This is a genomic window from Agathobacter sp. LCP21S3_B2 (assembly GCF_052118705.1).
In the GTDB taxonomy this organism is placed as follows: domain Bacteria; phylum Bacillota; class Clostridia; order Lachnospirales; family Lachnospiraceae; genus Roseburia.
Map to the genome: position 1 here is coordinate 98,602 of NZ_JBQKGQ010000002.1, position 13,812 is coordinate 112,413.

11 protein-coding genes are annotated in these 13,812 nt (G+C 44.9%); 2 read left to right on the forward strand and 9 right to left on the reverse strand.

What is annotated here, in order from left to right; translation table 11 throughout:
• Positions 1-164 precede the first annotated feature (164 nt).
• Positions 165-1,358: a pyridoxal phosphate-dependent aminotransferase gene (locus tag ACTQ1L_RS02025; RefSeq protein WP_441365272.1), complete on the reverse strand. Its 1,194-nt coding sequence runs from the start codon at positions 1,356-1,358 to the stop codon at positions 165-167.
• A 110-nt stretch (positions 1,359-1,468) separates the two neighbouring features.
• Positions 1,469-4,240, reverse strand: coding sequence for an NYN domain-containing protein (locus ACTQ1L_RS02030; protein WP_441365273.1), 2,772 nt, complete (start codon positions 4,238-4,240; stop codon positions 1,469-1,471).
• Between the two features lie 239 nt (positions 4,241-4,479).
• Between ACTQ1L_RS02030 and ACTQ1L_RS02035 the strand changes: the two genes are divergently transcribed.
• Positions 4,480-5,808: a DUF4317 family protein gene (locus ACTQ1L_RS02035; protein WP_441365274.1), complete on the forward strand. Its 1,329-nt coding sequence runs from the start codon at positions 4,480-4,482 to the stop codon at positions 5,806-5,808.
• A 380-nt stretch (positions 5,809-6,188) separates the two neighbouring features.
• On the opposite strand, the gene ACTQ1L_RS02040 is transcribed toward ACTQ1L_RS02035, so the two are convergent.
• The 7 genes from ACTQ1L_RS02040 to ACTQ1L_RS02070 form a co-directional block, all read right to left on the reverse strand.
• Entirely contained in the window at positions 6,189-7,064 is an 876-nt protein-coding gene (locus ACTQ1L_RS02040) for a methionyl aminopeptidase (protein WP_441365275.1), read from the reverse strand.
• A gap of 12 nt (positions 7,065-7,076) precedes the next feature.
• On the reverse strand, positions 7,077-7,739 hold the full coding sequence (locus tag ACTQ1L_RS02045; RefSeq protein WP_441365276.1) for a hypothetical protein: 663 nt from the start codon (positions 7,737-7,739) through the stop codon (positions 7,077-7,079).
• The gene (locus ACTQ1L_RS02050) at positions 7,727-8,167 is read right to left on the reverse strand and encodes a GatB/YqeY domain-containing protein (protein WP_321110343.1); all 441 of its coding nucleotides are present in this window, start codon (positions 8,165-8,167) and stop codon (positions 7,727-7,729) included. Before ACTQ1L_RS02050 ends, ACTQ1L_RS02045 begins: the two co-directional genes overlap by 13 nt.
• Positions 8,168-8,681: 514 nt before the next feature.
• On the reverse strand, positions 8,682-9,977 hold the full coding sequence (locus ACTQ1L_RS02055; protein WP_441365277.1) for a C40 family peptidase: 1,296 nt from the start codon (positions 9,975-9,977) through the stop codon (positions 8,682-8,684).
• A gap of 122 nt (positions 9,978-10,099) precedes the next feature.
• Positions 10,100-11,674: a DUF3794 and LysM peptidoglycan-binding domain-containing protein gene (locus ACTQ1L_RS02060; RefSeq protein ID WP_441365278.1), complete on the reverse strand. Its 1,575-nt coding sequence runs from the start codon at positions 11,672-11,674 to the stop codon at positions 10,100-10,102.
• A gap of 123 nt (positions 11,675-11,797) precedes the next feature.
• Complete coding sequence (locus ACTQ1L_RS02065; protein ID WP_321110346.1) at positions 11,798-12,040, reverse strand: Veg family protein; 243 nt, start codon at positions 12,038-12,040, stop codon at positions 11,798-11,800.
• Positions 12,041-12,376: 336 nt separating this feature from the next.
• Entirely contained in the window at positions 12,377-12,805 is a 429-nt protein-coding gene (locus tag ACTQ1L_RS02070; protein WP_441365280.1) for a protease complex subunit PrcB family protein, read from the reverse strand.
• A 196-nt stretch (positions 12,806-13,001) separates the two neighbouring features.
• On the opposite strand from ACTQ1L_RS02070, the gene ACTQ1L_RS02075 reads away from it, so the two are divergent.
• Positions 13,002-13,733 (forward strand): lysophospholipid acyltransferase family protein, encoded by a 732-nt coding sequence (locus ACTQ1L_RS02075; protein WP_441365281.1) that lies wholly within the window; start codon positions 13,002-13,004, stop codon positions 13,731-13,733.
• Positions 13,734-13,812 lie beyond the last annotated feature (79 nt).

Here is a 13,812-nt window from a genome sequence, read left to right on the forward strand (position 1 = left end):
TTACGATTTTATTTATATTCCCACTCTTCATGCCATTATACAAAACAATGGTCACACAACGGTCACACGGAGACAACTTTATGAAAACTGCATATTGAAAGCGCCAAAAATTGCATATTTTCAGACAATTTTCGGCGCTTTTTCGAATTATTTTTTTGTAACTATTATTTATTATACTTGTTGTATATCTTTTCAAACGCAGGCATAGAGCGCTTTATCATTTCCCTGTCCACACAGTATGATATTCTTACCCAGCCCGGACAGCCGAAGCCATCTGCTGCTACTATGAGCACATCCTCCTCCTTTGCCTTCTCACAGAATGCATTGCTGTCATCCTCGAGTGCCTTTACAAACATATAAAAGGCTCCGTCCGGCTTGAAGCAGTGATAGCCTATCCTTGTGAGTCCCTCGTACAGAAGGTCTCTGTTTTCTTTGTAGGCATTGATATCACCGGTTGCCCCCTGGCATTTTACTATCATCTTCTGGAACAGGCTTGGTGCGCATACATAACCGAGTGCTCTTCCCGCACCACAGACTGCTGCATACAGCTCTGCCTTATCGTACACCTCATCAGGCACGAGGACGTATCCTATTCTCTCTCCCGGCAGCGAAAGTGACTTGCTGTATGAGTAGCATACCAGTGTGTTATCGTAATATTTGGTCACAAACGGTACCTTGATTCCGTCGTAGACTATCTCCCTGTACGGCTCATCTGCGATAATGAATATCGGTCTTCCTATCTCCTTAGACTTTTTCTCAAGGAGGTCTGAGAGCTTTTTGATGGTCTCCTCAGAATATACTGTGCCGGATGGGTTGTTTGGTGAATTGATTATGACACCTCTGGTGTGCTCACTGATTCTCTCCTCAAGCGCATCGAAATCTATCTGAAAATGCTCTGTGTCTGCAGGCACCTCTACAAGCCTTGCGCCTGCTGCATTCACAAATACCTTGTACTCCGGGAAATATGGCGCTATGGTAATAAATTCATCATATGCGTCGCTTGTCAACGCACGAAAGCAGATTGACAGCGATGCCGCTGCTCCCATTGTCATGTAAAGGTTGTCTGCATTAAAATGTGTACTGTGTGTGTTGTTCAAAAATTCAGCTATTGCCGCTCTCGTTTCCACATCTCCCTGTGCTGAGGTGTAGCCGTGCAGCGCAACAGAATCATAATCTGTCACAAGCTCCTTTATTGTGTCGTTTACTATCTGCGGAGCCGGTATGCTCGGGTTTCCTATTGAGAAATCATATACATTTTCCTTACCTACAATTGCTGCTCTTTTTTTACCATACTCGAAAAGCTCCCTGATTGCTGAGCGCACGCTTCCGAGCTGGTACATGCTTTCGTTTACTACCATTTTCTTGTCTCCTTATCTCTGATGTTCTTGCATGTTTACTATTATAATATCTCTGCTTATGACATACAAATGTCTTTATAAACATCTCTTTATACACATATTGTTACCATTCATGACCGTTTATCCGATATGAATGCCTCCATTCCGGCACGCTTCGTCATCTCAATATGCTCCTTAAGCTCGCGGGCTGACATTTGCAGTGCCCCCAGGCTCATGACCGTCTGCTGCTCCAGTCCGTCAGAAGTTGCCACTGTTACCTTGTACCTGTCACGTATGCCAAACACAGTCTTTTCGATAAATGCATCGGCTGTCTCGTCCTGCTTTGTATACACAACCTCTATGTTGTGGAAGGTCTCTCTCTTTCCGGCATTGCCCTTCACCTTGTACGCATCAAACACCAGCAACAGATGACAGCCCTTATAGCCCTGGTAATCCGATAAAACATCCTTCAGCGCATCTCTCGCCGAATCAATGTTTATGCGCGAGAGCTCCTTTAAATCCTCCCATGCAAATATTATATTATATCCGTCAACTATCAGGTACTCTTCCCCCGGGGATTTCTTCGGATAAATCGGATTGCCATGCTTATCATGCTTTACGGTGCGCGGTTTACCACTTAGGCCTTCATACTCATTTTTCTTTTTACCTGACCATTTGCGCCTCTGATCCCCTGCGATATCGTTTTTGCCCATGCCAAACTCCCTGGCATAAACATCTGCAAGCTGCGCATCAAGCTCCACTGATGACATACCTGAAACAGCTTTCTCAAAGCTCGTCCTGCGGCGGTTTCCGGCAAGCGCCTGCGCATCCTCCGCTGAAAATGCATTCTGCGTGCGGGCACTCGCTGCAAGTGCCTCCTCAGACTCATCTCCGTGGTAGACATACGGCAGGTGCATATGCTCCGGGACCTCATCCCACGGCACCACGTAGCCTGAGCCGTGCGCACAAAATACCGAGCCTGTCGGATTGCGGAAATCCTCCTCACTGTCATAGTGCATCTGCGCAATCACCTCCGCAGGATTGTGACACTCATCATAACCCCACAGCTCCAGTGTCAGGTGCCCGAGCCCCTTTGTATACGCATGCACCAGACTCACATAATCCTGCATTGTCGCAACCGGTGCCTTTCCTGTAATTGTTGCCATCTCCCTCGCAGCGGTTGTGGCAAACTGCGGGCTCCCGGCTCTTGCAAATCTCTGCTCCAGATCTGTCATTGCACGGCCGACATACTCCATCGGCACCTGTAGGATAAAGCTGTAGTATGGCTCCAGCAGCACGCTCTCTGTGGATTTAAGCCCCTGGCGGATTGCTCTGTATGTAGCCTGGCGGAAATCGCCTCCCTCCGTGTGCTTTACATGTGCTCTTCCTGTAAGAATAGTGACCTTCACATCGGTAAGCGCTGAGCCTGTGAGCACACCCCTGTGCTCCTTTTCCTCAACGTGTGTGGCTATGAGGCGCTGCCAGTTTTTGTCGAGCACATCCTCACTGCAGGTGGATGTGACTGTGATTCCGCTGCCACGCTCCGCCGGCGACAAAAGCAGATGCACCTCTGCATAGTGGCGCAGCGGCTCAAAATGTCCTACTCCCTCGACAGCCCTCGCTATCGTTTCCTTATATACAATGCTGCCCGGTCCGAACGTGACAACAACACCAAACCTGTCCTTTATGAGACGCACAAGCACCTCCATCTGCACCTGCCCCATGAGCTGCACATGGATTTCCTTAAACTCCTCCACCCACACTATGTAAAGCTGTGGGTCTTCCTCCTCAAGCTGCTTTAGCTTTTCCATAAATGCCGCCGGATTTACATCATCCGGCAGAATCATCCTATAGTTTAGTACCGGTTCAAGGATTGGCATATTTGACTGCTGCTCAAACCCGAGCCCCTGCCCCGGAAATGTCGAGCTAAGACCTGTGACAGCAACTATCTCCCCCGCCTCTGCCACATCAGCTATCTCATATTTTTCGCCGGAATACTTTCTTATCTGGTCGATTTTCTCAATCAGAAGGCCTTTCGCCTCGTCACCGCCATGCGCTTTGTACTCTATTTTGTCCCTGACTCTAAGACAGCCTCCGGTAACCTTTAAAAATGTCAGCCTGCTGCCTCTGTCATCCCTGCCTATCTTATATACGCGGGCAGAAAAATCGTCAGGGTAATTTCTTTCACACATAAACCTCGAAAGCCCCTGAATCAGCGTATCCACTCTGTCAAGCTTAAGTGCCGAGCCGTAAAAGCAGGGGAACACCTCCCTTTGAGCCACCGCCTGCGCAATATGTGCATCCGCAAGCTCTCCCGATTCCATAAATTCATCTAAAAGAGGCTCGCTGCACATGGCAAGCTCCTCAAATAAATCCTGTGAAGAAAAATCCACGCAGCCATCACTCAGCTCGCTCCTTAGCTCTGCCTGCACTTTCTCCGCATCCGTGCCCTGCATATCCATCTTGTTTACAAAAATAAATGTCGGCACGTTATAGTGCTTTAAAAGTCTCCACAGTGTGCGCGTGTGCCCCTGCACTCCATCAGTTGCGCTGATTACAAGTATTGCATAGTCGAGCACCTGAAGGGTACGCTCCATCTCTGCCGAAAAATCCACATGCCCCGGTGTATCAAGCATGACTACATGCCATGTACGAGCTGTATCTGCTGTATGTGCTGTATCTGCCACATTTGTGCCACGCGAAATATCAAGCCTTGCCTGCTTTGAAAAAATGGTTATTCCACGCTCTCTCTCCTGCGCATCGTTGTCCAGATACGCGTCCTGATGGTCCACACGCCCGAGTGAGCGAATCTGCCCGGTGCTGTAAAGCATGGCCTCAGACAGGGTTGTCTTTCCAGCATCTACATGTGCGAGAATGCCTATTGTAATGTGATTGTTTGTCATTTTCTGCTCCATTTATGCCTCAATCCAAGAACAGAGACACCTGTGGATGTCTCTGTGTCAGACTTTATATCATAATCCGTTGATTTCCTAAATTATAGCATTTTGTGGTTGGTCTGTCATCTTTTTTCTTGATTGAAAGCGTGACATAAAAGGCGCCGCTCAATTGACAAATATTTATTCCATACATATAATGTGATTACGGAAATTTTTGAATGGTATGGAAATAATGCGAGGATAATATGAACAAAAAAGAAGTATTGGAACTAAAACGAAGATTAAAAAAAGACCAGGCAACCTTCAGTCGTCTGGTCGGCTGCTACGTGGACTGCAACCATGAAAAGGTCTGCAAATTCGGTGGCAAATTTCTCACTCTTGAGGAGGATGAATACTACAAATATCTCGAGATTTCAAACAAGGTGCTTTCCGGCACTCTCGGAAACAACCTGCTTAATCTGCAGTTTCCGCTTGAGGAGGAAGAGGTCGGAGGTCGCCAGCAGATTCTCATGGCGCTTCGCGACAGTGAGCTTAATGATGAGACTCTGCTCGATACATACTATGATCTGGTCATCGACACATACGATGAGGCCGGGAACTATCTGATTCTTTTGTATCTCGACAGCTACGATGTCATGACACGCACAAAGGACAACATCAACGTGGATGAGTCCGAGGAGGTGTACAAATACATGCTCTGCGCCATCTGCCCTGTCACACTTTCAAAGCCGGGCCTTGGCTATCTGGAAAAAGAGCAGCGTATCGGAGCCCGCATAAGGGACTGGGTAGTCGGCGCTCCTGAGACAGGCTTTTTATTCCCTGCTTTCAATGATAGGAGCACTGACATACACTCCACTCTTTTCTATACGAAAAATACCAAGGAGCCTCACTCTGAGTTTATGACAAACGGTCTCGGCTGCGGTGTGGAGCGCACAGCTACTGAGCAGAAGATGGCTTTTCATTCAATCGTCAGAAACGTGCTAGGTGCCGAGGACGAGAGCACTGATGACAAGCTGCTTGATATCCAGCAGAATCTGTCCGAGATGGCCGATGACTACGCTGAGACTCACGATGATGACGATGATCCGTTCATTCTCGACAGCGAGGCTATGAACAAGGTGCTTAGTGACTGCCATATCTCTGAGGAAAAGATTTCACGCATTGAAAAATCCGTCAATGAGGCCTTCGGTGACAAGCCGCCTATCGCAACCAATGTCATTGATTCAAAGGCTCTTGCAGCTAATGAAATCCGCGTGGAAAAGCTTGCTCTTGAGAGCCAGGTCGGCGATTTAACTCTCGAGCTCAATGAGAAAAATGCGCAGCTTGAGGAGAAGGATTCTGTTATCCAGGAGAAAAATAATCAGATTGAGGAGCGCACCTCACAGCTTCTTGAGAAGCAGGAAGAGATTGATAATTACACTGCCCAAATTAAGACTTATGATGTGGTGCTTCATGTAAAGCCGGAGAAGGCTTCACAGATTCATGCGCAGGTCATCAATGGGGAGAAGTGTCTCGTCATTCCTATGAGGGAGAATGAGAATGCGACCATAAATGGGGTGAATACAAGTTTATAGTGGCTTCGCTATCATGGTGCTTCGCATATTCAGGCTGTGAAAACCGGCCTAGCATGCAGTATATTCCTCAGAAAAATATAAAATCAGCCACGGCATCATTTGCGGATAGTTTATTGATAGTTTGCTATGAATTATCATATCCACATTTTATGGAACGCCGTGGCAGTTTATATTTTTCTTCGGAACACACTGCATACTCTCCGGTAATTTTAGGTTATTTATGCGAAGCAATTAACGATGAGTTTATAAACCATCAAGTTGCTTATCTTATTATATAAAAGGGCGTGTGAAAATACTTTCGTTTTTCACACGCCCTTTATAATGTTATCACCTATGAAATAATATCCTTTTATAAAGGCACTCTCGTAATACTTACAGGTTTACCAGCTCAGCACCTCATGGCCATCCTCTGTGACAAGTACCATGATTTCCCATTGGGCTGATGGAAGTCCGTCGTCGGTGTATACTTCCCAGTTGTTCTTGTCATCTACGTAGATATCGGCCTTGCCCATGTTGACCATTGGCTCGATGGTAAATATCATGCCAGGTGCCATGACCATGTCAGTGCCGCGCTTGGTGTTGTAGCCTACCCACGGATCCTCATGAAATTCAAGTCCCACTCCGTGTCCACCGATTTCACGCACTACTGTGTAACCGTTTGCAAATGCATGGTCGTGCACCGCCTGTCCCATATCTCCGAGGAAGCCCCACGGCTTTACCTCTTTGAGTCCAAGCTCCACACACTCCTTTGTGACTTCAACTAGCTTTTTCTTCTCAGGGCTTACATTTCCGATACAGTACATTCTTGATGAATCCGAAAAATATCCGTTTAAAATTGTAGAACAGTCTACATTTATGATGTCACCATCCTTTAAGATGACGTCCTTTGAAGGAAATCCGTGGCAAACCTGCTCATTTACTGATGTACATACGCTGTAAGGATAACCCTCATAGTTGAGCGGTGCAGGGATGCCACCCATGCTGGTTGTCATATCATAGACTATTTTATCAATCTCTGCTGTGTTCATACCCTCGTGGATATGCTCTCCTATGTAGTCGAGCACTGCGACATTTATCTTGGCGCTCTCCTTGATTCCCGCTATCTGGTCAGGTGTCTTGATGATTGAATGGCTCGGTATCTTATGATGTGCCTCAGCAAGCCTTTCAAGCTTCATATCAAATGCTGCATGACAGGTCTTATATTTCTTTCCGCTGCCACACCAGCAAGGGTCATTTCTTCCAATTTTTGTTGACATAAAATCTTCTTTCTAGTGATCAAGAGTAACGTTTCCCATATCGACTCTTTTCCACACCTTTTCTTTTATTTTATAGTTATTTTTCTCCAGCAGCTTCTTGTATCTGCCTCCCGAGAAATCATAATCCGTTATATCGGCATTGTCAAGCCCTGCATATATTTCCTGATATTTCCGGGCTATTGCATACTTTTCCATGGACGAATAAATATCCTTTTTTTCGACTCCAAGCTTCTTTGCACCATCTATATCAGACAAATCATACCAGAAGTCCTTCTCGGAATTTTTCAAAGCTGCTTTCTCGTCGTCAGTAAGTGTAATGCTCTCTTTTTTGGCCATCGCATAAAAAATCTCATCGTGAATGGCCATGGACATAGCTGCTTTACGCGCTGTAACACGGACAAATTCACCGTTTGTGTGGATATTCCAATACTTGTTTGGATTATCAGAATCATACACAAGAGCCTGCTTCTCAACATTCATCTCCTCATATGCCACATAAAATGCCATATCGCGCAATGTCAGCTCTTTCCCATTCACGTTAACAGCCACGTCTTCCAGATGCTCATTATATACAATATTCTGCTTCATATCATGATAATTATATGCATACACGCCGGCTATGACAGCCAGCACTGCAAGTATAATTGTTGTGATGTGTTTTCTTATTTTGCGCAAAGCTTTGCAACCACCTGATTTATGACCTTTCCGTCAGCCTTGCCCTTGAAATACGGCATGACTGCCTTCATTATCTGTCCTTTGTTTCCTGTTGCGATTACATCTGAGAACTGCTCTGTGAGCTCCTTTTCTACCTCTTCTGCCGACATCATTGCAGGAGCGTACTCCTCAAAGATTGCATATCTGGTATTGTACTCATCAAGCAGATCTGTTCTTGTGGCAGGGCATGTGTCAATCTGCTCCTTCACAGATTTCATTTCCTTAAGGATGACCTTGTTGACAAGATCCTCCGGTATATTGTCTCTACAGCCCTCATCTATTGCCGCCTTTTTGGCTGCCGATACAAGTGAGGATATAGCATCCTTTCTTACCTTGTCTCTTGCTTTCATTGCTGCAATCATGTCTTTTTGTAATTGTTCCATCTGCATGGCTTGTTCCTCCTGCTTTTCTTACTTTATTTACAGGCTTGCTAGTTCGTTTTGTGCGAATTGATGCCGTCTATCTCTATAATACACCTTATGGATGGAAAATGCTATTATTTATTACAATTAGTTTGTTGCCGGTTACTAACATTGGGTCGTGACGTAAGACACGGACATGCCTCCAGCCGCAAGGGACTCTCAATGCGCTAACGCTATGCTGTCAAGAGGCTGTACGAATTATGCCTGTATGGTTTTCTATGCTCGACGAAACCGGCTTTTATGCGCCGTCCATGGCGCATAACACCTTGCCCTGCCGTCCATGGCAGGACATTTCTGTGTTCCATGTGCATAATTCTACAGACTCTAAACAGCTCCGCTAGTCGCTTATTGAGAGCCCCTTGCGGCTGGTGGCAGGTCCGCGTCTTACGCCCTTACTTTATTGGTAACAATTCAGTACTTTGTAGTAAAAATAAAAAGAGCCGGTAAGTATAATAAATATACTTATCGGCTCCTAACCATCCTATACAAGGCGTCGTATAGCAAGTATTGTATGACACTGTACGCTTCTGTTTGCCGTGATTCCTGCCTTTGTGGACTGTGCCTCCACTATAACACCACCACCTGCATATATAGCTACATGTCCCGGATATACCACTACGTCTCCCGGCTGTATATTATCGAAGGATACGGCCTGTCCCACAGACTTAAATGCCTGTGAATATCTCGGTGTGCTGATACCAAAATGTGCATATACCTCATGTACAAAGCCTGAACAGTCTACACCATTTGTAAGACTGTTTCCACCCCATACATATGGATTGCCCTTAAACTGCATAGCGTATGATACTACAGAGCTTCCTGAAACTCCTGTTGAAGCACTCGGGTTCTTTCCACCGCCTGCTGCATAGTCACCGGCAATACTTCCGCCCTTGCCGGCTCCACCACCATCATAGCTGGAACCTGATGAGCTTCCGGATGATGCAGCTGCCTGCTGTGCTGCTCTCTGCTGTGCTGCAAGTGCGGCAGCGGCTGCAGCGGCTTCCTCCTCCTGAATTATCTTTCCCTGTGCACTGATTATATTCTGGTAATTTGATGCCTGCTGCTGAGCCTCACTAATCTGGGCTGCATACTGCTCCTTCTGATTTTCGAGGGCAAGTATTGCTGCCTCTATCTCTGACTGCTGCTTCTCATAGCTGTCCTGCATGGCGTTCAGATCATCCATATCTTTATTGAGCTGCTCGCCAATGGTCTTTACCTGCTGTACCGCTGCCTGATAAGAATCCATCAGCGCTCTGTCCGAATCATAAACATCAGACACATACTCAATACGGTTGAGCATATCTGAGATTCCGTCAGCCTCAATGATCGCTGTCCAGACATTATCATCTGTACTGTTTTCATACATGAACTGTATACGTTTCTTCATTGCGTCATACTGTTCCTGCTGCTTCTGCTGGGCGGCGGCAAGATCCTTCTGGTTCTGCTCTATCTCACCCTGTTTATTTGTGATATCTGTCTGAAGCTCTTTCTGAGCTGCAAGTACCTCGTCAAGCTTGTTTGAATTGGCCTGAATATCATTTGCAGTAACTGTCTGCTTATCCTTTAAGCTATCGATCTGACCGTTTGTATTGTTAAGGTCCTCTTTAGCTTTTTTCATTTTCTCTTCGGCGTCCTTCTGCTTCTGGGACTTGGCATATACCTTCTCAAGTCCACTGTGTATGTATCCACTAAATGCGGTACCTTCTATTGCCGGTCCTGTAAAAACAAGTGCTGATGTCAATACTGTACATATAACGCGCGTCCATTTTTGATTCATTTTATGCCTCCCACAATTTACTTTTCCTAAACATTCGGATATATTATCGCACAAAATGAACCTTTTTTCCACAACTTTTTGTAATTTTACAGAATTTTCCACATTTTTTTATAACATATGGTTCACATCCGCGCTATTATAAGGCGGTCATTTGTTTTGATGCTGTCGGAGGTCAGATCATTTATTTCCATTATGTTTTCAACAGTGGTCCGATATTTCTTTGCAATGTCCCACATTTTATCATCCTTTTGCACTATATAACCAACCAATCCGACTTCCGCATCAGTATCAGGCGCGTTCTTTTCCTGCTCTACTGATGTTATGACTGACAATTCATCCTGCTGCAGGGCAATGGCATTTATGCTGACAACACCCTTAATTTCATATTCGCTGTTGTCGAGTAGATTGACCTGCACCTGGTCCACCTGCACATTTACCTCGCAGCAGGTGTGGGCATCAATGCCCGGTATTTCAACAAACTGTTCAAACGGCACAGTGTCCGTATGCATCTCTATCGGACAGCCATCATCCTCCACAATATTCACACAATTCACCTGCAATACACCTGACACAATAATGCCTGCGTCTGCATTTCTTATCTGTGCAATAGAGGCCTGTGTCTTTGTACCGCAGATTCTTAAAATCCTTTTTTTGCCGTTCTCTCTGTATCGCTGCTCCAAAATACGGCATTTTGTATCATTTTTCATAAGAAGACGGCACACCTTCACATTTTTAAAGGCGGGTCTAATCGGGCAGGAAACGCTGTACATATCATTGAGTATCTCCACAGTTTCCTCACTCCAGACCTTTCCGTCTACCGCAAGCGCTGCCTCAATCGAAAGCTGCCTGAGCTCTCCGTCATAATCATTCTCAGCTTCAACCTGCTGCATGGCTGGCTGTGTTCGAAGCCAGGCGATATTTCCTGCATTATCACCCTCGCAGCGTATTTCATTTGAAAAGCCCTCCTGCACCTCAAAGCAGCATATTTCCTGTTCTTCGCTCAGATACACTATACACGCATGGCACTCACCTGTCAGTGTAATATGGTCACGCTCGTATGTATACTCCAGATTTCTCATATCAACAAGACTCGATATGAGCTTACATATATTCGGCTTGGTCTTTGGCAGGGTGACGACATTTTTGATTCTGACAATATCCCTGACAGCACTGTCAAGCCTAAGCACCTTCATCTGCCCCATAAGCTGCTCCACATCCTTGTCATCAATCCTTTGTGCAATCTCAAGATTTTCCTCCCTCTCTCCATAAAGCTCCACTCTTATAAGACCTCTGACCGAGAGCTTTCGCGAATTGATAACTCCCACCGTAAGCTCATCAAGCCCGGTATACACACGAACCGTATCCTTCTCGCATACTCCCTGAAGCACAAGCTTCTCCTGAAACGGTATTGCATCCTTTATATGCTCCACCCGATTTCCGGCGATACCACCCTCAATGGCATCACCTTCAAAGTTCTCCTCTCTCGTATACAGCACTTCAAACTCAATGCTTCCACTGAGCCAGATATTCTCGCCGGACGCTTTTATCTCGTCAATCTTTACCTGTCCGTTCTGACATACCACCTTTGAAACATCAGGCTTGTTGTCCTTTATGACATAGTCCCTGTCGAAGCCAACCTGCGACATATCATTTACCTTTTCTATGCATTGCCTGATTTTTTGTGTAATTAATTCCATAAAAAATACCCCACTTCAAATATGTATATAAAATACATATTCAAAATGGAGTAACTTTATGCAGCTGCAGCCATTTTAATTCACGATAAAATGATGAAACTGCAATCTCTTTAATTCATGATGCTAGCAAAGCTGCATCCTTATATCCTTTGTAATAACATCAGTGTAGGTAAATGATACGAGCTGTGGCGGATTCTGCTTAAACTCATCATCTATCAGAACCGTAAACACACTTGGGTAAGCCTGCTGAATAACACCCTCCTGAATGTCAACCTTGTTGCGGCCGAGATCCTGCTGGATCTTTACCCTGTTGCCACACTGCTGATGAATCGATGCTCTGACCTTTCTGATCTCTGTCTGTTCCATTTAAAGCCTCCTCTATATATGGCATAACCGCACAAAATCTGTCACTACACACAGCCTTGCACGATTAACAGCCTAAACATAACCACGGGGTCCTCGACCAGTATTGCTATACCGATATTGAAATAGAAACCAATCTGCCTTCAACGGTTAACATTGTATAAATATAAGTCAAAATATTTAAAAATGACCATTTCGCAAATCAATATATTTGAATCTATTAATATATCACCACAATATCTAGTAGCTTTAGTATAGCAAAGTATTACAGTGATAGCAATAGGGGATAAGTACCAATTATCTGATTTTTTGTGAATTTATCTATAATTTGCTCATTTTTTACTCAAATACCACCGGTAATTCACTTAATTCGGTCTTTATGACAATATAAGGATAGCTCGGCTGGCTGCTGACCTTCTCTCCCTCCTTTGGTGCCAGAAGCTTTGTATCAAAATACATTGCCTTATCCTTCACATACAACTGGTTAACCGTAATGCTGTAGCCACCTGTTTCCTTTGTACCAAAGCCTTCCGCTATGTATAAATATTCATCGTCCTTGTACGTCAGCTTCATCGCCTTTGCCTTGCTTTCATTTATCTGCTTTTTAAACTCCTCCGGGATTGCATCCCCGCAGATCACCGTGTACTCAACCATCCTGTCACTCTCCGTGCCTGAAATATTTGCGCGGCAGCCCGAAATCACTGTCGCTGCCGATATCACAAGCACACCTGCAGCCATCACCAGAAATTTTCTCAATTTTTCTGACATTTTTTCCTCTCTTTCTTATCATATCGCTTATGATATGATATAATATCAAATATTGAACTACATTATAGCTATTCAAAATTTCCTTGAGAGCAAAAAAGCTGCTGCTTACATGCAAGCATGACGCATCAGCTTTTTTATTCTCAATGGTTATGAATAGTTACATTACATTTTATATTATGAAAAAGAGAGGTCAAATATGCGTTCAGTTTTAATCGTAATATTCGTATTTTTCTATCTGTTGCTCGGTCTTCCGGTACTTGGAGCCATGTGGATAATACACAAATCTGCACCGGCATGGGCCGATATGGCACAGCTTCGCCTGGTACAGTGGGCTTTCCGTGTCATCATATTCCTAAGCGGAGCAGACATTGAATTTATAGGGGAGGAAAATGTGCCAAAGGACGAGGCTGTACTATATATAGGAAATCACCGTAGTTTCTTTGACATCATAATCACCTACTCCAGATGTCCACGCCTGACCGGCTACATCTCAAAGCAGAGTATCGCAAAAATACCGGTGCTTGGTCTATGGATGAAGCGCCTGCACTGCCTGTTTTTGGACCGCGATGACATCAAGCAGGGACTAAAGATTGTGCTTGCAGCCATAGATCAGGTCAAATCCGGCATCAGCATATGTGTATTTCCTGAGGGCACACGCTGCAAAAACAAAGATGACCTGACAGAGGTACAATCTTTCAAAGAAGGTACTTTCAAGATTGCCACAAAAAGCAAATGCAAGATAGTGCCAATGGCAATCATGGGAACAAATGAAATATTCGAGGATCACCTTCCATGGGTCAAAAAGAATCATGTGATTATCCGATATGGCACTCCTATTGATCCGGCGGCACTCAGTAAAGAGGAACAAAAGCATCTCGGAGCTCATTGCAGAGAAGTGATTGTAGATATGCTTCATGAAATGGTATAGCTGAAAAAACCGCCCAGTCGGGCGGTTTTTCATATTTCTTCTTCAAATTCCTTTAAACTATTACATTTTTATTCTCATC

Coding starts and splice junctions, on each gene's coding strand:
- ACTQ1L_RS02025 (WP_441365272.1), bottom strand. CDS start 1,358: ATGGTAGTAAACGAAAGCATGTACCAGCTCGGAAGCGTGCGCTCAGCA.
- ACTQ1L_RS02030 (WP_441365273.1), bottom strand. CDS start 4,240: ATGACAAACAATCACATTACAATAGGCATTCTCGCACATGTAGATGCT.
- ACTQ1L_RS02035 (WP_441365274.1), top strand. CDS start 4,480: ATGAACAAAAAAGAAGTATTGGAACTAAAACGAAGATTAAAAAAAGAC.
- ACTQ1L_RS02040 (WP_441365275.1), bottom strand. CDS start 7,064: ATGTCAACAAAAATTGGAAGAAATGACCCTTGCTGGTGTGGCAGCGGA.
- ACTQ1L_RS02050 (WP_321110343.1), bottom strand. CDS start 8,167: ATGCAGATGGAACAATTACAAAAAGACATGATTGCAGCAATGAAAGCA.
- ACTQ1L_RS02055 (WP_441365277.1), bottom strand. CDS start 9,977: ATGAATCAAAAATGGACGCGCGTTATATGTACAGTATTGACATCAGCA.
- ACTQ1L_RS02060 (WP_441365278.1), bottom strand. CDS start 11,674: ATGGAATTAATTACACAAAAAATCAGGCAATGCATAGAAAAGGTAAAT.
- ACTQ1L_RS02065 (WP_321110346.1), bottom strand. CDS start 12,040: ATGGAACAGACAGAGATCAGAAAGGTCAGAGCATCGATTCATCAGCAG.
- ACTQ1L_RS02070 (WP_441365280.1), bottom strand. CDS start 12,805: ATGTCAGAAAAATTGAGAAAATTTCTGGTGATGGCTGCAGGTGTGCTT.
- ACTQ1L_RS02075 (WP_441365281.1), top strand. CDS start 13,002: ATGCGTTCAGTTTTAATCGTAATATTCGTATTTTTCTATCTGTTGCTC.